Origin of the sequence: Maricaulis sp. (assembly GCF_048270095.1) — a bacterium.
Classification (GTDB): domain Bacteria; phylum Pseudomonadota; class Alphaproteobacteria; order Caulobacterales; family Maricaulaceae; genus Maricaulis.
This window is the reverse complement of record NZ_JBLWTL010000031.1, coordinates 1-20,746: the sequence shown is the minus strand read 5'-3', so window position 1 is coordinate 20,746 and position 20,746 is coordinate 1. Positions and strand designations below refer to the sequence as shown.

Annotated in this window: 35 protein-coding genes; 1 reads left to right on the top strand and 34 read right to left on the bottom strand. The window is 60.6% G+C overall.

Features of this window, described 5'->3' with window-relative positions; all coding sequences use genetic code 11:
- Positions 1–93: 93 nt before the first annotated feature.
- Genes ACN0YJ_RS13500 through crcB form a run of 3 tightly spaced genes read right to left on the bottom strand, consistent with a single transcriptional unit; the run spans position 94 to position 2,143 of the window.
- The gene (locus ACN0YJ_RS13500) at positions 94–771 is read right to left on the bottom strand and encodes an HAD-IA family hydrolase (protein ID WP_417496507.1); all 678 of its coding nucleotides are present in this window, start codon (positions 769–771) and stop codon (positions 94–96) included.
- Positions 771–1,763, bottom strand: a complete 993-nt coding sequence (locus tag ACN0YJ_RS13495) for an RluA family pseudouridine synthase (RefSeq protein ID WP_417496506.1) — start codon at positions 1,761–1,763, stop codon at positions 771–773. Before ACN0YJ_RS13495 ends, ACN0YJ_RS13500 begins: the two co-directional genes overlap by 1 nt.
- Positions 1,760–2,143 carry a fluoride efflux transporter CrcB gene (gene crcB, locus ACN0YJ_RS13490; protein ID WP_417478486.1) on the bottom strand — a complete coding sequence of 128 codons (384 nt, stop codon included), beginning with the start codon at positions 2,141–2,143 and terminating at the stop codon, positions 1,760–1,762. The genes ACN0YJ_RS13495 and crcB overlap by 4 nt, the downstream gene beginning before the upstream one ends.
- 583 nt (positions 2,144–2,726) lie before the next feature.
- On the opposite strand from crcB, the gene ACN0YJ_RS13485 reads away from it, so the two are divergent.
- On the top strand, positions 2,727–3,458 hold the full coding sequence (locus ACN0YJ_RS13485; RefSeq protein WP_417496505.1) for a hypothetical protein: 732 nt from the start codon (positions 2,727–2,729) through the stop codon (positions 3,456–3,458).
- Here ACN0YJ_RS13485 and ACN0YJ_RS13480 read toward each other — a convergent pair.
- The 31 genes from ACN0YJ_RS13480 to ACN0YJ_RS13330 all read right to left on the bottom strand — a co-directional run.
- Entirely contained in the window at positions 3,439–3,813 is a 375-nt protein-coding gene (locus tag ACN0YJ_RS13480; protein WP_417478488.1) for a hypothetical protein, read from the bottom strand. The genes ACN0YJ_RS13485 and ACN0YJ_RS13480 overlap by 20 nt on opposite strands.
- A 66-nt stretch (positions 3,814–3,879) precedes the next feature.
- Positions 3,880–5,196, bottom strand: a complete 1,317-nt coding sequence (locus ACN0YJ_RS13475) for a replication-associated recombination protein A (RefSeq protein WP_417496504.1) — start codon at positions 5,194–5,196, stop codon at positions 3,880–3,882.
- Between the two features lie 66 nt (positions 5,197–5,262).
- Positions 5,263–6,663 (bottom strand): Do family serine endopeptidase, encoded by a 1,401-nt coding sequence (locus tag ACN0YJ_RS13470; protein ID WP_417496503.1) that lies wholly within the window; start codon positions 6,661–6,663, stop codon positions 5,263–5,265.
- An 87-nt stretch (positions 6,664–6,750) separates the two neighbouring features.
- The gene (gene rplQ, locus ACN0YJ_RS13465; RefSeq protein WP_339740722.1) at positions 6,751–7,173 is read right to left on the bottom strand and encodes a 50S ribosomal protein L17; all 423 of its coding nucleotides are present in this window, start codon (positions 7,171–7,173) and stop codon (positions 6,751–6,753) included.
- A gap of 45 nt (positions 7,174–7,218) precedes the next feature.
- Entirely contained in the window at positions 7,219–8,238 is a 1,020-nt protein-coding gene (locus tag ACN0YJ_RS13460; RefSeq protein ID WP_417496502.1) for a DNA-directed RNA polymerase subunit alpha, read from the bottom strand.
- Between the two features lie 75 nt (positions 8,239–8,313).
- Positions 8,314–8,703 carry a 30S ribosomal protein S11 gene (gene rpsK / locus ACN0YJ_RS13455; protein WP_091770259.1) on the bottom strand — a complete coding sequence of 130 codons (390 nt, stop codon included), beginning with the start codon at positions 8,701–8,703 and terminating at the stop codon, positions 8,314–8,316.
- A gap of 10 nt (positions 8,704–8,713) precedes the next feature.
- Positions 8,714–9,082, bottom strand: a complete 369-nt coding sequence (gene rpsM / locus ACN0YJ_RS13450; RefSeq protein ID WP_091770261.1) for a 30S ribosomal protein S13 — start codon at positions 9,080–9,082, stop codon at positions 8,714–8,716.
- A 144-nt stretch (positions 9,083–9,226) separates the two neighbouring features.
- The gene (locus ACN0YJ_RS13445) at positions 9,227–9,793 is read right to left on the bottom strand and encodes an adenylate kinase (protein ID WP_417496501.1); all 567 of its coding nucleotides are present in this window, start codon (positions 9,791–9,793) and stop codon (positions 9,227–9,229) included.
- Complete coding sequence (gene secY, locus ACN0YJ_RS13440) at positions 9,790–11,124, bottom strand: preprotein translocase subunit SecY (RefSeq protein ID WP_417496500.1); 1,335 nt, start codon at positions 11,122–11,124, stop codon at positions 9,790–9,792. Before secY ends, ACN0YJ_RS13445 begins: the two co-directional genes overlap by 4 nt.
- 33 nt (positions 11,125–11,157) lie before the next feature.
- Complete coding sequence (gene rplO / locus ACN0YJ_RS13435) at positions 11,158–11,631, bottom strand: 50S ribosomal protein L15 (protein ID WP_417496499.1); 474 nt, start codon at positions 11,629–11,631, stop codon at positions 11,158–11,160.
- Between the two features lie 39 nt (positions 11,632–11,670).
- On the bottom strand, positions 11,671–11,856 hold the full coding sequence (gene rpmD, locus ACN0YJ_RS13430; protein ID WP_339740735.1) for a 50S ribosomal protein L30: 186 nt from the start codon (positions 11,854–11,856) through the stop codon (positions 11,671–11,673).
- 11 nt (positions 11,857–11,867) lie between these two features.
- Positions 11,868–12,470, bottom strand: coding sequence for a 30S ribosomal protein S5 (gene rpsE / locus ACN0YJ_RS13425; RefSeq protein ID WP_091770271.1), 603 nt, complete (start codon positions 12,468–12,470; stop codon positions 11,868–11,870).
- A 12-nt stretch (positions 12,471–12,482) separates the two neighbouring features.
- Positions 12,483–12,845, bottom strand: a complete 363-nt coding sequence (gene rplR / locus ACN0YJ_RS13420; RefSeq protein WP_091770273.1) for a 50S ribosomal protein L18 — start codon at positions 12,843–12,845, stop codon at positions 12,483–12,485.
- 8 nt (positions 12,846–12,853) lie between these two features.
- On the bottom strand, positions 12,854–13,387 hold the full coding sequence (gene rplF / locus ACN0YJ_RS13415; protein WP_417496498.1) for a 50S ribosomal protein L6: 534 nt from the start codon (positions 13,385–13,387) through the stop codon (positions 12,854–12,856).
- A gap of 12 nt (positions 13,388–13,399) precedes the next feature.
- A complete protein-coding gene (gene rpsH, locus ACN0YJ_RS13410; protein ID WP_091770278.1) occupies positions 13,400–13,795 on the bottom strand; it encodes a 30S ribosomal protein S8 in 396 nt (131 codons plus the stop codon).
- A gap of 12 nt (positions 13,796–13,807) precedes the next feature.
- Complete coding sequence (gene rpsN / locus ACN0YJ_RS13405; protein ID WP_417496497.1) at positions 13,808–14,113, bottom strand: 30S ribosomal protein S14; 306 nt, start codon at positions 14,111–14,113, stop codon at positions 13,808–13,810.
- Between the two features lie 47 nt (positions 14,114–14,160).
- The gene (rplE, locus tag ACN0YJ_RS13400; protein WP_091770283.1) at positions 14,161–14,715 is read right to left on the bottom strand and encodes a 50S ribosomal protein L5; all 555 of its coding nucleotides are present in this window, start codon (positions 14,713–14,715) and stop codon (positions 14,161–14,163) included.
- On the bottom strand, positions 14,708–15,025 hold the full coding sequence (rplX, locus tag ACN0YJ_RS13395; protein WP_091770285.1) for a 50S ribosomal protein L24: 318 nt from the start codon (positions 15,023–15,025) through the stop codon (positions 14,708–14,710). Before rplX ends, rplE begins: the two co-directional genes overlap by 8 nt.
- Positions 15,025–15,393 (bottom strand): 50S ribosomal protein L14, encoded by a 369-nt coding sequence (rplN, locus tag ACN0YJ_RS13390; RefSeq protein ID WP_339740751.1) that lies wholly within the window; start codon positions 15,391–15,393, stop codon positions 15,025–15,027. The genes rplX and rplN overlap by 1 nt, the downstream gene beginning before the upstream one ends.
- Positions 15,394–15,433: 40 nt before the next feature.
- Positions 15,434–15,670, bottom strand: coding sequence for a 30S ribosomal protein S17 (gene rpsQ, locus ACN0YJ_RS13385; protein ID WP_091770290.1), 237 nt, complete (start codon positions 15,668–15,670; stop codon positions 15,434–15,436).
- A gap of 3 nt (positions 15,671–15,673) precedes the next feature.
- Positions 15,674–15,880 carry a 50S ribosomal protein L29 gene (gene rpmC / locus ACN0YJ_RS13380; RefSeq protein ID WP_091770292.1) on the bottom strand — a complete coding sequence of 69 codons (207 nt, stop codon included), beginning with the start codon at positions 15,878–15,880 and terminating at the stop codon, positions 15,674–15,676.
- A 14-nt stretch (positions 15,881–15,894) separates the two neighbouring features.
- The gene (gene rplP, locus ACN0YJ_RS13375) at positions 15,895–16,308 is read right to left on the bottom strand and encodes a 50S ribosomal protein L16 (protein ID WP_417496496.1); all 414 of its coding nucleotides are present in this window, start codon (positions 16,306–16,308) and stop codon (positions 15,895–15,897) included.
- Positions 16,309–16,320: 12 nt separating this feature from the next.
- Positions 16,321–17,025, bottom strand: coding sequence for a 30S ribosomal protein S3 (rpsC, locus tag ACN0YJ_RS13370; RefSeq protein WP_091770296.1), 705 nt, complete (start codon positions 17,023–17,025; stop codon positions 16,321–16,323).
- On the bottom strand, positions 17,025–17,405 hold the full coding sequence (gene rplV / locus ACN0YJ_RS13365) for a 50S ribosomal protein L22 (protein WP_339740759.1): 381 nt from the start codon (positions 17,403–17,405) through the stop codon (positions 17,025–17,027). Before rplV ends, rpsC begins: the two co-directional genes overlap by 1 nt.
- Before the next feature lie 3 nt (positions 17,406–17,408).
- Entirely contained in the window at positions 17,409–17,687 is a 279-nt protein-coding gene (gene rpsS, locus ACN0YJ_RS13360) for a 30S ribosomal protein S19 (protein ID WP_091770301.1), read from the bottom strand.
- Between the two features lie 10 nt (positions 17,688–17,697).
- On the bottom strand, positions 17,698–18,534 hold the full coding sequence (gene rplB / locus ACN0YJ_RS13355) for a 50S ribosomal protein L2 (RefSeq protein ID WP_091770303.1): 837 nt from the start codon (positions 18,532–18,534) through the stop codon (positions 17,698–17,700).
- A 1-nt stretch (position 18,535) separates the two neighbouring features.
- On the bottom strand, positions 18,536–18,832 hold the full coding sequence (locus tag ACN0YJ_RS13350; RefSeq protein ID WP_091770305.1) for a 50S ribosomal protein L23: 297 nt from the start codon (positions 18,830–18,832) through the stop codon (positions 18,536–18,538).
- 2 nt (positions 18,833–18,834) lie between these two features.
- Positions 18,835–19,470 carry a 50S ribosomal protein L4 gene (gene rplD, locus ACN0YJ_RS13345; protein WP_417496495.1) on the bottom strand — a complete coding sequence of 212 codons (636 nt, stop codon included), beginning with the start codon at positions 19,468–19,470 and terminating at the stop codon, positions 18,835–18,837.
- A complete protein-coding gene (gene rplC / locus ACN0YJ_RS13340; RefSeq protein WP_417496494.1) occupies positions 19,467–20,228 on the bottom strand; it encodes a 50S ribosomal protein L3 in 762 nt (253 codons plus the stop codon). Before rplC ends, rplD begins: the two co-directional genes overlap by 4 nt.
- 4 nt (positions 20,229–20,232) lie before the next feature.
- A complete protein-coding gene (gene rpsJ, locus ACN0YJ_RS13335; protein ID WP_091770311.1) occupies positions 20,233–20,547 on the bottom strand; it encodes a 30S ribosomal protein S10 in 315 nt (104 codons plus the stop codon).
- Between the two features lie 83 nt (positions 20,548–20,630).
- Positions 20,631–20,746: hypothetical protein (locus tag ACN0YJ_RS13330; RefSeq protein WP_417496512.1), on the bottom strand; the 116-nt coding region annotated here is incomplete at its 5' end.

Sequence of the window (20,746 nt, the reverse complement as noted above, 5' to 3'; positions counted from 1 at the left end):
CTGGCCCACCCCTCATACACCATCGGTTGATTCGGCCATAGAATTCGCGCGCTCCGCGAGTCCCGCCAGCCGGCGGATCGGGCGGACCGGCGGCTAGGCCCGGACCGCGAAGGCGTCGAGCGCCTGGTTCAAGGTCTCGAAATCATGATGCAATTCGTGAGCACCGCCCTCATTGATCTCGTCAGCGGTGTGGAAGCCCCAGGAGACGCCCAGCGTATGCACGCCGGCATTGCGACCCATCGCCATGTCAAAACCGGTATCACCGATCATGACGGCCTGGCCGGCTTCCGTCCCGGTCTCGGTCATGGCGTCGAGCACCATGCGCGGATGCGGCTTTCCGGGACCATGATCGACGGTCTGGAAGGTGTCGAAATAGCGGTGCAGCCCGTGATGCTCGAACACGGCATCAAGCCCGCGCCGCGGCTTGCCGGTGGCAACGCCGAGCAGCCAGCCCTCATCGCGCAGCTTCTCCAGCGTCTCGCGGGCCCCGTCATACAGCGGTTCGGAAAAGCCCGGCTCGGTGCGCATTTCCACGAAGGCCTGTTTGTAGAAACTCGCCAGTTCCGGCACGCGCTCGGCGGGATAATCCACCGGTGCCAGACGCATGACAGCCTCGGTCAGCTCCAGCCCGACAATGGTGCGGGTGCGCTCATAGGCAATCTCGCCCAGTCCGGCACGCTTGAAAGCACGCTCCATGGCTTGCTGGATCACGACGCGGCTATCGACAAGCGTACCGTCAATATCCCAGATGGCGAGTTTCAGATCCGGCATCAGGCCAGCTGAGCCTCGATATCCGACTCGTCGATCTCGCGCGGATTGAAGCCGAGCGTATCGAAGACTTTCGCCAGTGGTTTGGGCAGGTCCGCCTCGATGATCAGTGGATTGCCATTATCACGCGGAATTTCGAGCCGGCGCGCGTGCAGGCATAGACGCTGGCCGAGATCTTCCGGCGCCGGGCGGTCGCAGGTGTATTTGCGGTCGCCGAGAATGGCGGTGCCCATGGCAGCGAGATGGACGCGCAGCTGGTGGGTACGGCCGGTGACCGGGCGCAGGGCGACCCAGCTGGCTTTCTGGCCGGCATCGGCAATGACGGTGTAGCGCGTCAGGGCGTGGTGCGAGCCGGGATCGCCATGCGAAGCGCCGACCATCAATTCACGGTCCGGATCGCCGCCCGCGCCGGCGGCCTTCTTGAGAAAGCCCTTGATTTCGCCCATGCGCGGTTTGGGAACGCCAATGGCAATCGCCCAATAGGTCTTTTTGGTGCGATGCTGCTGGAAAGCTTTGGCGAGACGCGCCGCAGCCTTGGGCGTGCGGCCGACGACGAGAACGCCGGACGTGTCCTTGTCGAGCCGGTGCACCAGACGCGGGCGCGTCATGCCCTCGCCGAAAGCGTCGAGCAGGCGGTCGAGATGCTTGGTGGTTTTCGAACCACCCTGCACAGCCAGACCAGACGGCTTGTTGAAGGCAATCAGCTCGTCATCCTCATAGATGACCAGGCCGCGCACATAATGGATCTCCTCCGGGGTGAGGACATCGATCTTCTCGACCTCGCCGGGCTCGGGCAGAGGCGGGATGCGGATTTCCATCCCCATCTCGACACGCAGATCCGTCTTGGCGCGGCGGCCATCGACGCGGATATCGCCCTTGCGGCACAGTTTCTGGATCAGGCCCTGGCCGATATGCGGAAAACGGCGCTTGAACCAGCGATCCAGCCGTGCGCCGTCCTCGCCCTGGTCGACCGTCAGTAATTGAACGCCACTCATGGATAAACTTTCCGCATGATCATCATGCCAATCATCAGCGCTGCCAGCGCCAGAATTACCGAGCCTGCCGCATAGGCAAAGGCATTGAGCCAGGCCTTGCGTTCGATCATCAGCGCGATATCGAGCGAATAGGCCGAGAATGTGGTGAAGCCGCCCAGAAAGCCGACCGCACCGAATGTCCGCAGCATGTGGTGATCACCGCGATCTGTCGCCACCAGCCAGCCGATCAGCAGGCCCATCATCAAGCCACCGGCGATATTCACCGCCAAAGTGCCCCAGGGCTGATCCGGCCCGAGCCATTTCAGCGCTGCGCGTCCAACCAGATGCCGGGAGATCGCACCCAGCGCCCCGCCGGTTCCGATGAGAAGAAGGCTTTGCATCGCGGCTCGATAGGCTGTGCGGGCCGCATTGGCAAGGTCCGGCCGCGCGAGGCATGGCCCTCGACCCGGCTCGCCGGCTGGCCCGGCCAGTCTGGCCGCGCGCGGATTCCTCCCTCAATGCGGGGCAAAACCGCTCCTGCGCCCCCATAAAAATTCATACTAAACTTTTCTTAACATGCATTTTTGCATAGCCGTATTGGCGTAACAGAGGTTGCGAAACATGCCTAACCGCCTATTTACAAAGGCGTGAACCGGGAGGGCCCGGCGCACCAAGAACAAATGGAATTTATATCATGAACCGCTTCACCAGCACGCTCAACGCTGTCATCAACGTCCTCTTCCTCGCTGGCGCGTTCGGCGCCATGGCTGTCGCTCTCGGCGGCACAATCGCCTAGAAGACCCACGTCGACGGGACCGCATCTCGCGGTCCCGGCAATGATGACTACGCAGACAAAAAGCGGGACCAGGCACTGACCTGATTCCCGCTTTTGTTTTTTCTGGACGCAAGTCGATGCCACCGCAGGCTTGGCAGCGCGCGTATAGGATCTAGACTGGCAACCATCGCTTTCAAGGTCCCAGCGCCATGCTCCTCATCACCGCCATCGCCGCCACGCTTGTCCTGCAGACCACCGAGCTGCCCGCCCCGACGGGCGACGCCTCGGTACCAGCCGCCGAGACAGTCACCACACCCGCACCACCACCCACTGATGCCGCCACGCTGATTGCCCGCTTCGATGCCCAATATGCCGCTTGGGCCGACCTGATCGCCGAGCTGGCCGGGCGCAAGGCCCGCGAACGCTATCTGGCTGAATTGCTGTTGCCGGTTATCACCCGCTCCGATCTCGATGAGGGCGCCAGCGGTGAAATCCTGCGCGAAACCCGCGATACGATCGCTGACGTCGAGACGGCCAATACGCAATGGGCCCTCGCCCAGCTTGCCCCGGAGCGCTTCGCCGCATTCGAGCTGGAACATCCGCGGCTCGCCGCCGATCTCCTGCGCTGGGCCGGGCGTGACGAGGCTGGCGGCGCCCGCATCGTCGCCGCGCTCGAACCGGTCGCAATGGCGGGCCGCTATGACGCGCAGGCCTTTGCGCAAATGGCCGACGCCCTGGCGATGAGCCAGAATGACCGCCAGATTTACGGCACGATAGCCGCCTGTGTCGACGGCCGGCGCGAACCGGCGCGCCTGCGCAGACCCGCGGAGCTCGACGACCGCCGGGCGGCGCTTGGCCTGTCGGCGATGGAAGATGCCTGGGCGGCGCTGATCGCCGAGGAAGGCGAGAGCTGCGAAGCGGTCAGTCCTTCGCCCGAATAACCAGCATCAGCATCAGCAGAACCGACAACATCACGGCAACACCGCCCAGACCGATGAACACGCCGACGGTCGCCGGCTCACCCATGCCGCCATAGAGCACGTAAAGAGCCAGAACCATGCACAGGCTGCCGAGATGGTGAGTCAGCGCCTGGAGGCCCGCTATCAGCCTGGCGGGCAGGTTCAGCACGCGCAGGAGCAACCCCCAGGCTAGCGACAATACCCCGCCAACCAGCATGATGTGGGCATGGGTAGGCAATTGGCCGTGGTCGCCGCTTTCGCCCATGACCTGGCCCAGTGTCATGCCAATCAGCAGCCAGACCAGGCCCAGCACGAGATGGATTTTGTAGAGTTTCATGTTGTCCTCCCCAGGATGATTGCGCAACGCTAATCCGGGGAGGCGTGCTATGGCAAGCTGCAGCCCTTACCGGCTGATCGGCCCCTTGCCCTGCCGCAGGCCCCGCCAGCGTGCCAGACGCTCGCCGATCGCGGCTTCGCGGCCGGCATCCTTCGGCTCGTAGAAAACCGGGCGATCACGCATGCCCTCGGGGAAATAGTCCTGACCGGACACGCCGCCCTCGACGTCGTGGTCATACTGATAGCCGGCACCATAGCCCTGGTCCTTCATCATTGATGTCGGGGCGTTGAGGATATGGGCGGGCGGCATGAGCGAGCCGGTCTCCTTGGCTGATTTCTGCGCCCGTTTCCAGGCCGTGTAGACGGCGTTGGATTTGGGCGAACAGGCCAGATGCACCACGGCCTGGGCCAGGGCCAGATCGCCCTCGGGACTGCCGAGGAATTGATATGTGTCCTTGGCCGCCAGGGCCGCATGGATCGCGGCACTGTCGGCCAGGCCGATATCCTCAATCGCCATGCGCACAATGCGCCGCGCCAGGTAGAGCGGATCCTCGCCGCCCTCGATCATCCGCGCCAGCCAGTAGAGCGCCGCATCAGGGTCGGATCCGCGGACCGATTTGTGCAGGGCGGAGATCAGATTGAAATGCTCATCCCGTGACTTGTCATAGACCGGCGCGCGCTTGTTGAGCAGACGGCCCAGCTCAATGCGGTCGATCGGCGTCTCACGCTGGAAGGTGAAGACCTCCTCGACCAGGTTGAGCAGGTAACGCCCGTCGCCATCGGCCATCGCGGCGAGCGCATGGCGGGCATCATCGTCGAGCGGCAGCGGGCGCCCCATTTCTTCCTCGGCCCGGGCGATCAGATCATCCAGCGCGGCGTCATCAAGCCGCTTGAGGACCAGCACCTGGCAGCGCGACAGCAGGGCCGCATTAAGCTCGAAGGACGGGTTTTCAGTCGTCGCCCCGACGAGGGTGACAACCCCCTCTTCCACCACCGGCAGGAAACCATCCTGCTGCGCGCGATTGAAGCGATGGATTTCGTCGACAAACAGCAGCGTGCCGCGACCGGCCGCGCGGCGGGCCCTCGCCCGCTCGAAGACTTTCTTGAGATCGGCGACACCGGAGAAGACCGCCGAGAGCGGTTCGAACTCAAGCCCGCTATCCTCGGCCAGCAGGCGCGCAATCGTGGTTTTGCCGACCCCGGGCGGTCCCCACAGGATCAGCGAAGCCAGGCGGCCCTGGACGCGCATCCGGGCAATCGGCCCATCACCCTTGAGCAGATGATCCTGACCGACGACCTCGTCGAGCACACGCGGACGCAAACGATCCGCCAGCGGGCGCGGCGCTTCGGTCTCCAGACCGGCGGCTTCAAACAGACTCGACATGGTGCCAAGCTAGAGCGCCCGGACCGGGTTGCAAGTCTCGCAGACCGTGCCGGGCGCTGAGGCGGGCTAGTAGAGCCGCAGGGTCGGCTGGTAGCGCTGACCGCGGCGGTCAAGCACGATCGGCCACTCACGCTCACCATCGAAGCGGGTGGCAATGCTGGCGGCATCGTCCAGGGTCTCGATGGGCTGCCCCATCAGCGAGACCAGACGGTCGCCGGGTCGGAAACCATAGCGCGCTGCCACCGAGCGGCGCTGGACATTCATCACCACGACACCATCCAGGAAGGGATCCAGCCCAACGGTTTCATTGAAGGCCGGGGATAGCTGGACCAGGCGAACGCCGGACAATGGATTGCGCCCCTCAACCGGCAGGGGATCGGGCGTGGTCGCCCCGGGTGCCGGCAATACAGGCACGTCCAGTTCCAGTTCATCCTCACCGCGCAGGACCGTGAAGCGGGCCGCCTCGCCGGCGCCGCGGATGGCGAGCCGGAAACGGGCCCCGGCATCATTGCTGATTTCATGGCCGTCGACAGCCAGAACGATATCGCCCTGGCGCAGTCCGCCATCATCGGCAGCGGCCCGCGGATAGACCTCACTGACCAGCGCCCCGCGCGGCCGGACCATGCCGAAGCTCGAGGCGATATCGCCGGTCACGGGTTGCAGGCGTGCGCCCAGCCAGGGCCGGATCAACTCGCCTTCGCTGAGGGCCGTGTCGACCACGCGCCGGACCATCTCGACCGGAATCGCGAAACCAATCCCGTTTGAACCGCCCGAGCGCGAAAAAATCATGGAATTCACGCCGATCAACTGGCCACGCATATCCACCAGCGCGCCGCCGGAATTGCCCGGATTGATCGCTGCATCGGTCTGGATAAAGGAGGCAAAATCGGTCTGGCCGACATCGGTACGGGCCAGCGCCGAGACGATGCCGCTGGTCACCGTCTGGCCAACGCCAAAGGGATTGCCGATCGCCAGCACCAGATCCCCGACTTCCGGGTCATCGGTCATGTTGAAGGGCAGCATAGGCAGAGGTTCGTCGGTCTCGATCTTGAGCACGGCCAAATCGGTCGCCTCATCGGTCAGCAGCACCGTGGCTTCGAATTCGCGCCGGTCCGCGAGCACAACGCGTAATTCAGTGGCATCAGCGACGACATGGTAATTGGTCACGATGACGCCGGACTGATCGACAATCACCCCGGAACCGAGCGAGTTTTGCTCGCGGGGCTGCGACCGGAACATGCGCGAGAAGACCGGGTCATTGGCGAACCGGTTCTGATTATTCACCACACGGCGGGAGAATACATTCACCACAGCGGGCGCGACCTCGCGCACGATGGGCGCAAAGGAGAGCTGCATCTCGACGCGGCTCTCGGGAACGATCCGGTCCTGTGCGGCGGCAAGGTCGACATCCTGCGCGGCCACGGGCGCGGCAAACAGGATGGAGGCAAGAAGCAGATGTTTGATCATGATGCTCATATAACCCTGATTTTCGGCATGAAAAAGGCGGCTAGCCTGAGCTAACCGCCTTGATCTGATATTTTGATGACGACAATCTTACTCGTCAGTCATGTCGTTCGCGGCTTCGGCGCGAGCGCGATCAACAGCGCCCTTTGCGGCGGTGTCGCGATCGACCAGCTCGATAACAGCCATTGGCGCGTTATCGCCATGGCGATAACCGGCCTTGAGCACGCGGGTGTAACCGCCGCTGCGCTCGGTGTAACGGCCGCCGAGTGTGTCGAACAGCTTCTTGACCTGGTCCTCGTTGCGAACCTTGGACATCGCCTGACGGCGGCCATGGATATCGCCACGCTTCGCCAGCGAGATGAGCTTGTCCATGAACGGAGCCAGCTCCTTCGCCTTTGGAAGGGTCGTGATGATTTGCTCGTGCTCGATCAGCGATGACGCCATATTGGCGAGCATGGCTTTGCGATGCGAGTGCGTGCGGTTGAGCTTGCGATGTGCGATGCCGTGACGCATGGCTTGATCTCCTCAGGTCCAGTCGGGAGCCTCTCGGCTGCCTTGCTAGACGTGGTCCTCGAAACGTTTGGCGAGATCTTCGATGTTCTCCGGCGGCCAGTTCGGCGCTTCCATGCCAAGATGCAGACCCATCTGGGCGAGAACTTCCTTGATCTCATTAAGTGACTTGCGGCCAAAATTCGGCGTGCGGAGCATTTCCGCCTCCGATTTCTGGATCAGGTCACCGATGTAGACGATGTTGTCGTTCTTCAGGCAATTTGCCGAACGCACCGACAGTTCAAGCTCGTCCACCTTGCGCAGGAGCGCCGGGTTGAAGTCGAGCTCAGGCTTGTCATCTTCGGCCGGACGCGCTTCCACAGCTTCTTCAAAGTTGATGAAGATCTGGAACTGGTCCTGCAGGATGCGCGCCGAATAGGCGACGGCATCTTCCGGTGACACAGTGCCATCGGTTTCGACTTCAAGAATCAGCTTGTCATAATCGAGCACCTGGCCTTCACGCGTATTCTCGACGCGGTAGGACACACGCTTGACCGGGCTGAACAGGGCGTCGACGCCAATCAGGCCGATCGGTGCATCTTCCGGACGGTTGCGGTCGGAAGGCACATAGCCCTTGCCGGTATTGACGGTGAATTCCATACGGATTTCAGCACCAACATCGAGCGTGCAAAGGACGAGGTCCTTGTTGACGATCTCGATATCAGCCGTCTCTTCGATATCGCCGGCCGTCACCACGCCAGGGCCGGTCTTGCGCAGAACAACGCGCTTCGGTCCCTCGCCATGCATGTGCAAGGCGATCTGCTTGATGTTGAGCACGATATCGGTGACGTCTTCACGAACACCGTCGATCGACGAGAACTCGTGCACCACACCATCGATATGGACGTTGGTCACCGCTGCGCCCTGAAGCGAAGACAGCAGCACACGACGCAGCGAATTGCCGAGCGTCATGCCAAAGCCGCGTTCCAGCGGCTCGGCAATGATCTTGGCATGTCGAGCCGGGTTATGACCCGGTTCGATTTCCGGCTTCATCGGGCGGATGAGTTCTTGCCAGTTCTTTTCGATCACGTTCTTACTGCCCCTTCATCAGCCGCGCGGGAGATCCCGACGGCGCGTTCAATATCCGAATTGCACAAACACGTACTAGACGCGGCGGCGTTTCGGCGGACGGCAGCCATTGTGTGGAATCGGCGTGACGTCCTGGATGGTCGTGATGGTGAAACCGACCGACTGCAAGGCACGCAGAGCCGACTCACGACCCGACCCTGGACCCGAGACTTTCACCTCGATGGTCTTCATGCCGTGTTCCATGGCTTTCTTGCCAGCATCCTCAGCCGCCATCTGGGCTGCATAGGGAGTCGATTTACGCGACCCCTTGAAGCCCATGTGGCCAGCCGACGACCAGGAAATAGCATTTCCCTGCGCATCGGTGATGGTCACCATGGTGTTGTTGAAGCTCGCGCTCACATGGGCAACGCCCGATGTGATGTTTTTGCGTTCGCGCCGCTTAACGCGGCCCTGTTCCTTAGCCATAATCTAGGCCCTACTTCTTCTTGCCAGCAATAGGCTTGGCGGGACCCTTGCGCGTACGCGCATTGGTGTGAGTGCGTTGACCACGAACCGGAAGGCCACGACGGTGGCGCAAGCCACGGTAGTTACCCAGGTCCATGAGGCGCTTGATATTCACGGCAACCTCACGGCGCAGATCCCCTTCCACTTGGTGATCACGATCGATCACTTCGCGGATTTGAAGGACTTCTGCATCCGTCAGCTGATTGACGCGGCGCTCAGACGCAATGGAAACCTGCTCGCAGATCTCCTTCGCCTTGGCCGGACCAATGCCGTGGATATAGCTCAGCGCGATTTCCACGCGCTTATTCGTCGGAATATTGACGCCGGCAATACGGGCCACAATCCATCTCCCAAAATCAGAACGCCGTGCGCGAGCGAACCAATGGACAACCTTTCGGTCGCCACATGAGCTCGCCCGTCTCGCGAAGGGCGCTATCTACAGTCAGCATTGCCCCCCCGTCAATGGGGTTGCAACAGGGTTGGTTCAGTTCACGGACAAAGCAGCAGATATTCCTGCAGCTACATCGTCCACAGAGCCCATTCCTGGCACTTCCCGCATTTTGCCTTGAGCGGCATAAAACGGGATTAGTTGCGCCGTTTGGTCCTGGTAGTTCTTGAGGCGCACTTTGAACGCTTCAATATTATCGTCTGCACGTCCTTCTTCGGCCGCACGTTTTTCCATGCGGGCCACAAGTTCCTTGTCATCCACCATAAGGCGAATCACGCAATCCACTTTGCTGCCACGGCGGGCGAGCGCCGCATCGAGCGCCTCTGCCTGCGCCACAGTGCGTGGAAAGCCGTCAAAAATCGCACCGCCAGCAGCTTCCGCCTCAGGCAGTCTTTCCTCGATCAGTTCGATCACGATCGCGTCGGACACCAGATCGCCCGCATCCATGATCGCTGCAACCCGCTTACCCAGTTCGCTCCCGGCTGCCTTCGCAGCGCGCAGCATGTCACCGGTCGACAACTGCACCCAGCCTCGCTCGGCGACGAGCCGCTTGGACTGTGTGCCCTTGCCGCAGCCTGGAGGTCCGAACAGGATGACATTCATCGCTTGCGGCCCCGCAGCTTCGACTTCTTGATCAGGCCTTCATACTGGTGCGCCAGCAGATGCGACTGGATCTGCGAAATCGTGTCCATCGACACCGAGACCACAATCAGGATCGACGTACCGCCGAGACCCGCATTCGTGCTCATCATCATCGGCACCAGACAGATCAGGGTCAGATAGAGCGCCCCGATCAAGGTCAGACGCGACAGCACATAGTCGAGATATTCAGTGGTGCGTTGACCAGGGCGAATGCCCGGCAGGAAGCCACCATATTTACGCAGATTGTCAGCAGTCTCTTCCGGATTGAACACCACGGAGGTGTAGAAGAAGCAGAAGAAGATAATCAGGGCCGCATAGAGCGCCAGGAAGAGCGGCGAACCGGCGCCCAGATAGGCGACTGCGGTCTGCAGCCATTCCGGTCCTGACTGCGACTGGAAGCCCGCAGCGGTCGCCGGCAGCAAGAGCAGTGAAGAGGCAAAAATAGGCGGAATAACGCCGGCGGTATTGAGCTTCAGCGGCAGGAAGGACGAATCACCGCCGACCATCCGGTTGCCCTGCTGGCGCTTGGGGTATTGAACCAGCAGCCGGCGCTGTGAGCGCTCGATGAAGACGACCAGGACCAGACCGGCGACGATCATCAAAATGCCGCCAAAGAAGACACTGGCGTCCATGCCGCCACTGGCGCTCAGGCTGAGAGCATTACCCAGCATGCCCGGGACAGCGGCGATGATGCCGGCGAAAATGATCAGCGACACGCCATTGCCGACGCCGCGCGATGTAATCTGCTCACCGAGCCAGAGCAGCAGCATCGTGCCGCCGACCAGAGTGACCACGGTTGAAATAATGAAGAAAGGTCCCGGGTTCAGCGCCATGCTGAGACCGTCAGCATTGACCGCATTCATGCCCATGGCGATCGCCAGCGCCTGACCGGTGGCCAGCACGACGGTCAGGTAGCGGGAATACTGGTTGATCTGCTTGCGGCCGGCTTCGCCACCTTCCTTCTTCAGCTTTTCAAGGCTGGGAATGGTCGCGGACATCAGCTGCATGATGATTGATGCGGAGATATAGGGCATCACATTCAGGGCGAAAATCGCCATGCGCTCGACGGCACCGCCGCCCAGCACGTTGAACATGCTCAGGATACCCTGCGAATTCTGTTCGAACACCCGCGCATACTGGACCATGTCGATACCCGGGATCGGAACCCAGGTTCCGAGACGGTAAACGACCAGAATGATGATGGTGAACAGGATACGCTGCTGCAGCTCCTTCGCCTTGGCGAAGGAGCTGAAATTCATGTTTGCAGCAAGCTGTTCGGCAGCTGAAGCCATTAGCTATTCCCCTCGCGGCCGACGCTTGACCGCTTATTCCGCGGACGCTGCCGCGGGCAGATTGACTTTACCGCCGGCTTTTTCGACAGCCTCGATGGCTGGCTTGGAAGCACCGGCTACGGTGATCTCAACCTTGGTCTTCAGTTCGCCCTTTGCAAGGAGGCGGATGCCGTCAAGCTCACGACGAACCAGTCCGGCAGCGCGCAGGACGGCGGTATCGATCGGCTTTTTCGCATCGATCTGCCCGGCATCGATTGCCTTCTGGATCCGGCCGAGATTGATCTCGGCCCAGGCCTTGCGGTTCGGCTTGTTGAAGCCGCGCTTTGGCAGACGCATGTGGAGTGGCATCTGGCCACCCTCAAAGCCCTTGATGGCCACGCCGGAGCGTGACTTCTGACCTTTTACGCCGCGGCCGCCGGTCTTGCCCTTGCCAGAGCCGATACCACGACCAACCCGAAAGCGGTTTTTGGTCGAGCCATCATTGTCGCGCAATTCATTGAGACGCATGTCATTCTCCATTCGAAAGAGCGGTATCCCGCAAGGGACCTACTCTTCGACGATTTCCACCATATGGCTGACCTTGGCGATCATGCCACGGACAGACGGTGTATCTTCCAGGACGCGCTCGCGGCCGATCTTGTTGAGACCGAGGCCAACCAGGGTTGCGCGTTGATCTGCCGGACGACGGATAGGACTCCGGGTCTGGCGTACTTTGAGTGTCTTCTTGGCCATGACAGCGATCCTTACGCTTCGATCGCTTCGGGTGAGGACGCGCCATCATCGCGGCGGTTCACCACATCACCAACCTTCAGGCCACGCTTCGCCGCAACCGAGCGTGGGCTCGCCTGCGATTTCAGCGCGTCGAATGTGGCGCGGATCATGTTGTACGGGTTGGACGTGCCAACCGATTTGGCAACAACGTCGTGAATCCCGAGGGTTTCAAGCACGGCGCGCATCGGGCCACCGGCGATGACGCCAGTACCTGGAGGCGCAGCGCGCAGAACAACCTTGCCGGCGCCGTGACGGCCCTTGCCGTCATGGTGCAGGGTCCGGCCCTCGCGCAGTGGCACACGGATCAAGCTCTTCTTGGCTTCATCAGTGGCCTTGCGAATGGCTTCAGGAACTTCGCGGGCCTTGCCCTGGCCGAAGCCAACGCGGCCCTTCTTGTCACCGACGACGACAAGCGCGGCGAACTGGAAGTTACGGCCGCCCTTGACCGTCTTGGCAACACGATTGATGTGAACCAGCTTGTCGACGAATTCGTCTTCGCGCTCTTGTTCACGACCGCGACCGCGTCCGCGACCCCGATCACCACGATCGCGCTGCTGCTCGTTTGGATGAGCCATGCGTCCGCTCCCTTAAAAGCTCAGGCCGCCCTCGCGGGCCGCCTCTGCAAGCGCTTTGACACGCCCGTGAAACATATTCCCGCCACGATCGAAGACGACCTCTTTCACGCCAGCCTTGACGGCGCGTTCAGCGATCATTTTACCCACGATGCCAGCAGCCGTGACGTCGCCCCCTTTCGGGTGCTCCTTCTTGGCGGCTTCCTCGAGCGAACACGCCGCGGCGACTGTGACGCCGTTGGTGTCGTCGATGATCTGCGCGTAGATATTCTTCGAAGAACGGAAGACGGACAGGCGCAAACGCCCATTGGCGAATTTCCGCAGACGGGTCCGCGTGCGCTGGGCGCGACGGACTGATTTTTCGCGTTGGTTTTTCATCGCTCGCCCTACTTCTTCTTGCCTTCTTTGCGGCGAATGTATTCGCCAGCATATTTGATACCCTTGCCCTTATAGGGCTCAGGCGGACGGAAGCGACGGATTTCAGCGGCCACCTGGCCCACTCTCTGCTTGTCCGCACCTTCGATCTTGATCTCGGTGGGCTTCGTAGAGGAAATCGTAACGCCAGCAGGCGGATCGTAGACAACATCGTGCGACAGGCCGAGGGCCAGCTTCACGGAATTGCCCTGCATGGAAGCGCGATAACCGACGCCGACAAGCTCGAGATTCTTCTCGTAACCCGTGGTGACACCCTGAACCAGGTTTGCCACCAGAGCGCGCTGCAGACCCCACATGGAGCGGGCGCGCTTGGTCATATCGCGAGGTGTGACCTTGAAGCCGTCTTCTTCCTGGGTGACCGACACCTCAGGAACGAACACCATGGACAATTCGCCCTTGGGTCCCTTGACGGTCAGGCCGCTCTCGGTGAGCGTCGAAGTGACGCCGGCCGGGATCGCGACGGGGAGTTTACCGATACGTGACATGGGTTCGCTCCCTTAGCTTACGTGGCAGAGAATTTCCCCGCCCACATTGGCTTCACGGGCGCTCGTATCCGACATCACGCCCTGGGGCGTGGAGAGGATAGCGATGCCGAGGCCATTCTGGACAAGGGCGATATCTTTGACGCCGGAATAAACGCGACGACCTGGCTTTGAGATCCGCTTGATGTGCTGGATCACCGAGTCACCTTCGTAATATTTCAGCTCGATTTCGAGTTCTTTTTGGCCCGAAGAATGTTCGACTTCCGCATAATCGCGGATATAGCCTTCAGTCTTCAGAACTTCGAGAACCCGGCGGCGCAAGGCCGATGCTGGCGTGCTGACGGTCCGCTTGTTGCGCATCAGCGCATTACGGATACGGGTCAACATATCGCCGAGAGGATCATTCACCATGCTCGCTCTCCCTTACCAGCTTGACTTGACCATGCCGGGCACCAAGCCCTGGCTGGCCAGATCACGCATCGCGATACGCGACATGCGGAACTTGCGATAGAAAGCGCGCGGCCGGCCCGAAACCAGGCAACGGTTGCGCACGCGCGAGACCGCGGAATTCCGCGGCAGGCTTGCCAGTTTGAGCTGAGCGGCAAAGCGCTCCTCAACCGGCAGGTCCTTATTACGGGCAATCGACTTGAGCTGCTCGCGCTTGGCCGCGTAACGCTTGACCAAGAGCTCGCGCTTGCGATTGCGCTCCACTGCGGATTTTTTCGCCATTTAATTCCTCCTGCGTGCAGGCCCGATCGGCCTGCGCCCTTGTTGCGTTAGTTCGAAAACGGAAAATCGAACTCGGCCAACAAAGCCTTCGCTTCTTCATCCGAATTTGCGGTGGTGCACACCACAATGTCCATACCCCGGATCTTCTCGACCTTGTCATAGTCGATCTCAGGGAAAACGATATGCTCTTTCAAGCCCATCGCGTAATTGCCGCGGCCGTCGAAGCTCTTGCCGTTGAGGCCGCGGAAATCGCGGACGCGTGGCAGGGCAATCGTAATCAGTCGGTCGAGGAATTCATACATGCGATCCTGGCGCAGGGTCACTTTGGCCCCGATCACCTGTTCTTCGCGCAGCTTGAAGCCAGCGATCGAATTCTTCGCGACGGTCTGGACCGGCTTCTGGCCGGAGATCGCCTGGAGGTCTTCGAGCGCGCCCTTGATCTTCTTGGAGTCCTGGGCTGCTTCACCAACGCCCATATTGATCACGACCTTGTCCAGGCGCGGGATCTGCATGACGTTGGCATAGCCGAATTTTTCCTTCAGCTTCTCGCGAATTTCGTCGCGATACTTGGTGCGAAGGCGTGGTGTGTAAGAATCAGACATCGATCACCTCACCCGAACTCTTGGCGAAACGAACCTTGCGGCCGTCATCAAGCGTCTTGAAACCGACACGGGTCGGCTCACCAGTCTTCGGATCAGCCAGAGCCACATTTGATTTGTGGATCGTGGCTTCTTTTTCCTTGATCCCGCCCGGATCGGCTTGCGTTGCGCGTGTGTGGCGTTTGACCACATTCACGCCGGCAACGATCATCCGGTCTTCAGCAGGAATCACTTTCATGACTTCGCCGGTCTTGCCCTTGTCACGGCCAGCGAGAATGACGACCTTGTCGCCCTTCTTGATCTTGGCAGCCATTACAGCACCTCCGGAGCCAGCGAGATGATCTTCATGTGGTTCTTGGCGCGCAATTCGCGCGGAACCGGTCCGAAGATACGAGTGCCGAGCGGCTCGTTATTATTGTTGATCAGGACAGCCGAATTCGAATCAAAGCGAATGACGGTGCCGTCCTTGCGCTTGATATCCTTCCGGACGCGAACGACGACCGCTTTACGGACATCGCCTTTTTTCACGCGGCCGCGTGGAATGGCTTCCTTGACGGACACGACAATAATGTCGCCGACGTGGGCATAACGACGCTTCGCGCCGCCGAGCACCTTGATGCATTGCACACGACGTGCGCCGGAATTGTCGGCCACGTCCAGATTTGTCTGCATCTGGATCATCGCAGATCCTCCTTATGAGATGGCGTTATCCAGTCCAAGCCTAGGCTTGAGCCGGAACTACCTCCCACCGCTTAAGTTTCGACTTGGGTGCGCATTCCTGGATCTGGATCATGTCCCCGACCTTGAATGCGGATTGCTCGTCATGCGCGTGATAACGCTTGGTACGGCGAACCGTCTTGCGAAGCAGGGGGTGCAGGAATGTCCGCTCCACCCGAACCACAACGGTTTTGGTACCTTTATCGCTCACCACGACGCCTTGCAGGATACGCTTCGGCATCGCTTAGCTCCCTTGCTCTTGCTGCGACTTGCGCTCGCTTTGAATGGTCCGGAGACGCGCGATGTCGCGGCGAACCTGGGTAAAACGAGCCGTGTTTTCCAGCTGGCCGGTGGCCGCCTGGAAGCGCAGATTGAACTGCTCCTTTTTCAGCTTCAGGATATTATCCTTCAGCTGATCTTCGGTCATGGCGCGAACGTCAACGGGTTTCATCGTTCCGCTCTCCCTTACTCGCCCATCCGGGCGACGATTTTCGTCTTGATCGGCAGCTTTGCAGCGCCGAGCGACAGAGCCTCACGTGCGATATCGTCCGGAACACCGTCGATTTCGAACATGATACGGCCCGGTTTCACACGACACGCCCAGAATTCTGGCGTGCCCTTACCTTTACCCATCCGGACTTCAGTCGGCTTCTTGGAAACCGGCACGTCCGGGAAGATACGGATCCACACGCGCCCTGCCCGTTTCATGTGACGGGTGATGGCGCGGCGGGTCGCTTCAATCTGACGCGCAGTAACGCGTTCAGGCTCAAGCGCCTTAAGACCGTAAGATCCGAAATTCAGCGTGAAGCCGCCTTTGGCAACACCCTTGATCCGACCCTTATGGGCTTTGCGGAATTTTGTACGTTTCGGTTGCAGCATGACCCGATTTCCTTACGCAGCCTGGCGGCCCGAACGGGCGCGCTGCTCACCCGACTCCTGGAGCCGGCGCTCCTGGGCCATCGGGTCGTGTTCCATGATCTCGCCCTTATTGATCCAGACCTTGATCCCGATGATACCCATCGCGGTCTTGGCGGAGGCGGTCCCATAATCGATATCCGCACGCAGCGTGTGGAGCGGCACGGAGCCTTCATTATACTGTTCGGTCCGGGCGATTTCGGCACCGCCGAGACGGCCACCACAAACGACCTTGCAGCCCTTGGCACCCATACGCATCGCCGACTGCAGTGAACGCTTCATCGCGCGGCGGAAAGCCACACGGCGCTCGAGCTGCTGAGCGATCGATTCCGCGACGAGCGTGGCATCGATCTCGGGCTTGCGAACTTCAACCAGGTTCAGGAAGACTTCACCATCAACCATTTTCGAGAGTTCGCGGCGCAGGACTTCGATATCGGAGCCCTTCTTGCCGATCACCACACCCGGACGCGCCGTGTGAACAGTGACCCGGCACTTCTTGTGCGGACGCTCGATCACGATCTTGGAAATGCTGGCGGCCTTGAGGCGCTCTTTCAGCACTTTGCGGATCGCGAGGTCTTCGTGCAGCAGCTTGGCATATTCGCCAGCCGACGCGTACCAGCGGGAATCCCAGGTACGGTTGATGCCAAGGCGCAGACCGATCGGATTTACTTTCTGACCCATCAGGCGGCCTCCTCAACTTCACGAACCACGATGGTGAGCTCGGAGAATGGTTTCAGGATCTTGGCGCCGCGGCCCCGGGCACGGGCCCGGAAACGCTTCATCACAAGGTTCTTGCCGACGAAGGCTTCGGCAACGATCAGTGAATCGATGTCGAGGCCGTGATTGTTTTCGGCGTTGGCAACCGCAGACTCGAGGGTCTTCTTGACCTCGAGCGAAATCCGCTTGCGCGAGAATTCCAGATCCGCGAGGGCGCGCTCGACCTTTTTGCCGCGGATCATCGCAGCAACGAGGTTGAGCTTCTGGCCGCTCGTACGGATCGTCCGCAATTTTGCCCGCGCTTCATTATCGGCGACGCGGCGGGGATTAGCTGATTTTCCCATCTCTTATCTCCGCTTCGCTTTTTTGTCGGCCGCGTGACCGTAATAGGTCCGGGTCGGTGAAAATTCACCAAGCTTGTGACCGACCATGTCTTCCGACACGAGCACAGGCACGAACTTGTTGCCGTTGTGAACCTGGAATGTCAGGCCCACAAATTGTGGCATGATGGTGGAACGGCGCGACCAGGTCTTGATCGCTTGCTTGCGTCCGCCTTCGTGCGACTTTTCCGCTTTTTTCAGCAGATAGCCGTCGACGAACGGACCTTTCCAGACAGAACGAGGCATCGTCGGCTCCCTATCGCTTCTTGCGTTCGTGACGCGAGCGGATGATGAACTTGTCCGTAGACTTGTTCTTGCGTGTTTTGGCACCCTTGGTCGGCTTGCCCCACGGGGTCACCGGATGGCGACCACCTGAGGTGCGGCCTTCGCCGCCGCCGTGCGGGTGATCGACCGGGTTCATGACAACACCGCGGACCGACGGACGCTTGCCCATGTGGCGCTTGCGACCGGCCTTGCCGAGATTGATGTTGGAGTGGTCCTGGTTGGAGACCGCACCGACCGTTGCCATGCATTTGTCAGAGACCATGCGAAGCTCGCCGGACGCCAGACGGATCTGGGCATAGCCATTATCGCGACCGACCAGCTGGACATAGGCGCCAGCGGAACGGGCGACCTGACCACCTTTTTCAGGCTTCAGCTCGACATTGTGCAGGATCGTGCCAACCGGAACCGATTTGAGCGGCATCGCATTGCCCGGTTTCACATCGACCTTGGCGGCTGCGATGATGACATCGCCTTCAGCCAGGCGCTGTGGCGCCAGGATATAGGATTTCTCGCCATCTTCGTACTGGATCAGCGCGATGAAGGCAGTCCGGTTCGGATCGTATTCCAGGCGTTCGACCGTAGCCGGCATGTCCCACTTGCGACGCTTGAAGTCGACAAGACGGTACAGACGCTTGGCACCACCACCGATACGGCGTGCAGTGATCCGCCCCATATTGTTACGGCCGCCGTGCTTCGACAGGCCCTCAACAAGGGATTTTTCCGGACGGCCCTTGTGCAGTGCGGAACGATCCACAAGCACGAGAGCGCGACGGCCCGGAGACGTTGGTTTGAATGTTCTCAAAGCCATCTTAGAGCCCCGTCGTCACATCGATCGAGTGGCCCTCGGCGAGGGTCACAACCGCTTTTTTCTGGTCATTGCGCCGACCGCTGATACCGCGGAAGCGCTTCGTTTTACCGTGAATACGAATGGTGTTCACGGCCGTCACTTTCACCTTGAAGAGCTCTTCGACCGCCTCGGCGATCTCCTTCTTGTTGGCGCTCAGCGGGACGAAGAAGACAACCTTGCCGTCTTCCGACAGCAGGGTGGACTTTTCCGTGATCACTGGACCCAGGATGGTGTCGTAATGGCGCGCAGCAGCTGACATGTTCAAGCCTCCTTCGCGCTAAAGCGTTCGTGGATTTTCTCCACGGCCGACTTGGTCAATACCAGCGTATCGCGGCGCAGCACGTCGTAAACATTCAGACCCTGGACAGGCAGAACATCGACGCAAGGCAGGTTGCGAGCCGCGAGGGCGAAATTCTCATTGACGGCTTCACCGTCGATGATCAGCACATTCGACAGGCCGAGACCAGCGAAGGAGAGGCGCAAATCCTTGGTCTTTGGCGCGCTCAGCACCGCATCATCGAGAATGATGAGCGATTGCGAACCGGCCTTGGACGACAGCGCATGGCACAGGGCCAGCGAGCGCAACTTCTTCGTCAGATCGTGGGCATGGCTGCGAACGCGAGGTCCGTGTGCCTTGCCGCCACCGACGAATTGCGGAGCAGAGCGAGCGCCGTGACGTGCCGTACCGCCGCCCTTTTGCTTGCCAAACCGCTTCTTGGTGCGGGCGATTTCGGAACGGCCCTTGGTCTTGTGCGTTCCTTGTTGCCGAGCGGCGAGCTGCCACTTGACGACACGCTGCAAAAGGTCGGCGCGAACTTCATCGATACCGAAAACGGCATCGTCAAGCTCGATGGCACCGGCATTTTTCGCCGCGAGGGTCTTTACCTCGAACTTCATGCTTCCGTTCCTTCTTCGCCATCAACGGCTACCGGAGCCGGATCGGCCGCCGGAGCGTTGATTGCGTCGAGCGTACGGAACATCCCAGGAAGGGGCAGATCGGCAGCGCCGTGTCCCTTGATGGCATCCCGCAACTCAACCCAGCCACCGGCAGAACCGGGGACTGCACCTTTGACAAGTACCAGGCCGCGATCAGTGTCGACGCGAACAACTTCGATATTCTGGGTCGTCACACGCACGGCACCCATATGGCCGGCCATCTTCTTGCCTTTGAACACCTTGCCCGGATCCTGACACTGACCGGTCGAGCCGTGCGAACGGTGAGAGACCGACACGCCGTGGGAAGCCCGAAGACCACCAAAGCCGTGACGTTTCATCGCCCCTGCAAAACCCTTACCAATCGATGTCCCGGCCACGTCAACTTTCTGACCTGGCACGAAGTGATCGGCGGTCAGCTCGGCGCCGACTTCAATCACCCCGGTCTCGGGGATCCGGAATTCCACAAGCTTGCGCTTGGGAGCAACTTTGGCTTTCGCGAAATGGCCGCGCATCGCCTTCGGCGTGCGCTTGGCTTTCGCGGTGCCGGAGCCGAGCTGCAGGGCCAGATAGCCGTCGGTGTCGACGGTCTTGTGGGCCACAACCTGGCAACCTTCCAGATGGAGCACCGTGCAAGGCACATGCGAACCGTCTTCAGCGAAGACGCGCGTCATGCCGAGCTTGCGGGCAACCACACCGGTTCTACGATCTTCCTGGCGCATGGTCCTAGGCTCCCAGCTTGATCTCGACGTCCACGCCGGCGGACAGGTCGAGCTTCATCAGCGCGTCCACCGTTTGTGGCGTGGGGTCAACGATATCGAGAAGACGCTTGTGGGTCCGGATTTCGAACTGCTCACGCGACTTCTTGTCGATGTGCGGCGAACGCAGCACGGTGAATTTCTCGATGCGCGTCGGCAGCGGAATCGGTCCGCGCACGTTCGCGCCTGTGCGCTTTGCCGTCGAGACGATCTCCCGGGTGGAGCTATCCAATACCCGATGATCGAAAGCCTTCAGGCGAATGCGGATGTTTTGACGTTCCATCAACCCGATCCCGTTTCTTAAACTTCAAAAAGAGCGAAGCCGGAGCGGCGCACAATGGCGCCGCTCCAACCAGTGAATGCTATTTATTCGACGATTTTCGAGACGACGCCGGCACCAACGGTGCGACCGCCTTCGCGGATGGCGAAGCGGAGCTTCTCTTCCATCCCGAACGTCCCGATCGCGATGGAAGAGAAGCTCC

Coding starts and splice junctions, on each gene's coding strand:
- rplR (WP_091770273.1), bottom strand. CDS start 12,845: ATGAAAAACCAACGCGAAAAATCAGTCCGTCGCGCCCAGCGCACGCGG.
- rplQ (WP_339740722.1), bottom strand. CDS start 7,173: ATGCGTCACGGCATCGCACATCGCAAGCTCAACCGCACGCACTCGCAT.
- rpsJ (WP_091770311.1), bottom strand. CDS start 20,547: ATGGAACGTCAAAACATCCGCATTCGCCTGAAGGCTTTCGATCATCGG.
- rpsC (WP_091770296.1), bottom strand. CDS start 17,025: ATGGGTCAGAAAGTAAATCCGATCGGTCTGCGCCTTGGCATCAACCGT.
- rpmC (WP_091770292.1), bottom strand. CDS start 15,880: ATGAAACCCGTTGACGTTCGCGCCATGACCGAAGATCAGCTGAAGGAT.
- rpmD (WP_339740735.1), bottom strand. CDS start 11,856: ATGGCCAAGAAGACACTCAAAGTACGCCAGACCCGGAGTCCTATCCGT.
- rpsK (WP_091770259.1), bottom strand. CDS start 8,703: ATGGCTAAGGAACAGGGCCGCGTTAAGCGGCGCGAACGCAAAAACATC.
- ACN0YJ_RS13485 (WP_417496505.1), top strand. CDS start 2,727: ATGCTCCTCATCACCGCCATCGCCGCCACGCTTGTCCTGCAGACCACC.
- ACN0YJ_RS13350 (WP_091770305.1), bottom strand. CDS start 18,832: ATGTCAGCTGCTGCGCGCCATTACGACACCATCCTGGGTCCAGTGATC.
- rplO (WP_417496499.1), bottom strand. CDS start 11,631: ATGCGTCTCAATGAATTGCGCGACAATGATGGCTCGACCAAAAACCGC.
- rplN (WP_339740751.1), bottom strand. CDS start 15,393: ATGATCCAGATGCAGACAAATCTGGACGTGGCCGACAATTCCGGCGCA.
- ACN0YJ_RS13500 (WP_417496507.1), bottom strand. CDS start 771: ATGCCGGATCTGAAACTCGCCATCTGGGATATTGACGGTACGCTTGTC.
- rpsQ (WP_091770290.1), bottom strand. CDS start 15,670: ATGCCGAAGCGTATCCTGCAAGGCGTCGTGGTGAGCGATAAAGGTACC.
- rplP (WP_417496496.1), bottom strand. CDS start 16,308: ATGCTGCAACCGAAACGTACAAAATTCCGCAAAGCCCATAAGGGTCGG.
- rpsS (WP_091770301.1), bottom strand. CDS start 17,687: ATGCCTCGTTCTGTCTGGAAAGGTCCGTTCGTCGACGGCTATCTGCTG.
- rpsH (WP_091770278.1), bottom strand. CDS start 13,795: ATGGTGAATGATCCTCTCGGCGATATGTTGACCCGTATCCGTAATGCG.
- ACN0YJ_RS13480 (WP_417478488.1), bottom strand. CDS start 3,813: ATGAAACTCTACAAAATCCATCTCGTGCTGGGCCTGGTCTGGCTGCTG.
- crcB (WP_417478486.1), bottom strand. CDS start 2,143: ATGCAAAGCCTTCTTCTCATCGGAACCGGCGGGGCGCTGGGTGCGATC.
- rplC (WP_417496494.1), bottom strand. CDS start 20,228: ATGCGCCAGGAAGATCGTAGAACCGGTGTGGTTGCCCGCAAGCTCGGC.
- ACN0YJ_RS13470 (WP_417496503.1), bottom strand. CDS start 6,663: ATGATCAAACATCTGCTTCTTGCCTCCATCCTGTTTGCCGCGCCCGTG.
- secY (WP_417496500.1), bottom strand. CDS start 11,124: ATGGCTTCAGCTGCCGAACAGCTTGCTGCAAACATGAATTTCAGCTCC.
- rplD (WP_417496495.1), bottom strand. CDS start 19,470: ATGAAGTTCGAGGTAAAGACCCTCGCGGCGAAAAATGCCGGTGCCATC.
- rplX (WP_091770285.1), bottom strand. CDS start 15,025: ATGGCTGCCAAGATCAAGAAGGGCGACAAGGTCGTCATTCTCGCTGGC.
- ACN0YJ_RS13475 (WP_417496504.1), bottom strand. CDS start 5,196: ATGTCGAGTCTGTTTGAAGCCGCCGGTCTGGAGACCGAAGCGCCGCGC.
- rplB (WP_091770303.1), bottom strand. CDS start 18,534: ATGGCTTTGAGAACATTCAAACCAACGTCTCCGGGCCGTCGCGCTCTC.
- rplF (WP_417496498.1), bottom strand. CDS start 13,387: ATGTCACGTATCGGTAAACTCCCCGTCGCGATCCCGGCCGGCGTCACT.
- rplV (WP_339740759.1), bottom strand. CDS start 17,405: ATGGGAAAATCAGCTAATCCCCGCCGCGTCGCCGATAATGAAGCGCGG.
- ACN0YJ_RS13445 (WP_417496501.1), bottom strand. CDS start 9,793: ATGAATGTCATCCTGTTCGGACCTCCAGGCTGCGGCAAGGGCACACAG.
- rplE (WP_091770283.1), bottom strand. CDS start 14,715: ATGTCTGATTCTTACACACCACGCCTTCGCACCAAGTATCGCGACGAA.
- ACN0YJ_RS13495 (WP_417496506.1), bottom strand. CDS start 1,763: ATGAGTGGCGTTCAATTACTGACGGTCGACCAGGGCGAGGACGGCGCA.
- rpsE (WP_091770271.1), bottom strand. CDS start 12,470: ATGGCTCATCCAAACGAGCAGCAGCGCGATCGTGGTGATCGGGGTCGC.
- rpsN (WP_417496497.1), bottom strand. CDS start 14,113: ATGGCGAAAAAATCCGCAGTGGAGCGCAATCGCAAGCGCGAGCTCTTG.